The sequence below is a fragment of the Bacillus sp. SIMBA_008 genome, from assembly GCF_046535495.1.
Classification (GTDB): domain Bacteria; phylum Bacillota; class Bacilli; order Bacillales; family Bacillaceae; genus Bacillus; species Bacillus subtilis.
Genome location: NZ_JAWRWL010000342.1, coordinates 1 through 278, shown reverse-complemented (window position 1 = coordinate 278; position 278 = coordinate 1). Strand labels below are relative to the sequence as shown.

The following is a 278-nucleotide window of genomic DNA, read 5'->3' as shown; positions in this document are numbered from 1 at the left end:
ATGCGGCCGTTTCCTCGGACGCGTCAAAGAAATCCTAGAAAACATTGACGAAAATACTTCAGTCTATTAAAAAAAACTCCTTTTGCCCGGGCGGCAAAAGGAGTTTTTTTATTTTCATTGTGAATCCTCGGGAACAAGCATAGTGAGATGATGTGTTTTCACTTCGATCGTACTAGGCGTTGTTCCGTATACCTCGCCATCTGTATCCGCGTCCATTTCACGTCCGGTTTCGATTTCAATCCTGGAGGCCTGAATATAGGACAGCTCCCCTTCGAAAT

Annotated in this window: 1 pseudogene; it reads right to left on the bottom strand. The window is 44.6% G+C overall.

Going from position 1 to position 278, the window contains the following annotated elements:
• Positions 1–114 precede the first annotated feature (114 nt).
• A pseudogene (locus SB658_RS23500) lies at positions 115–278 on the bottom strand (diacylglycerol kinase family lipid kinase); the annotation flags it as partial.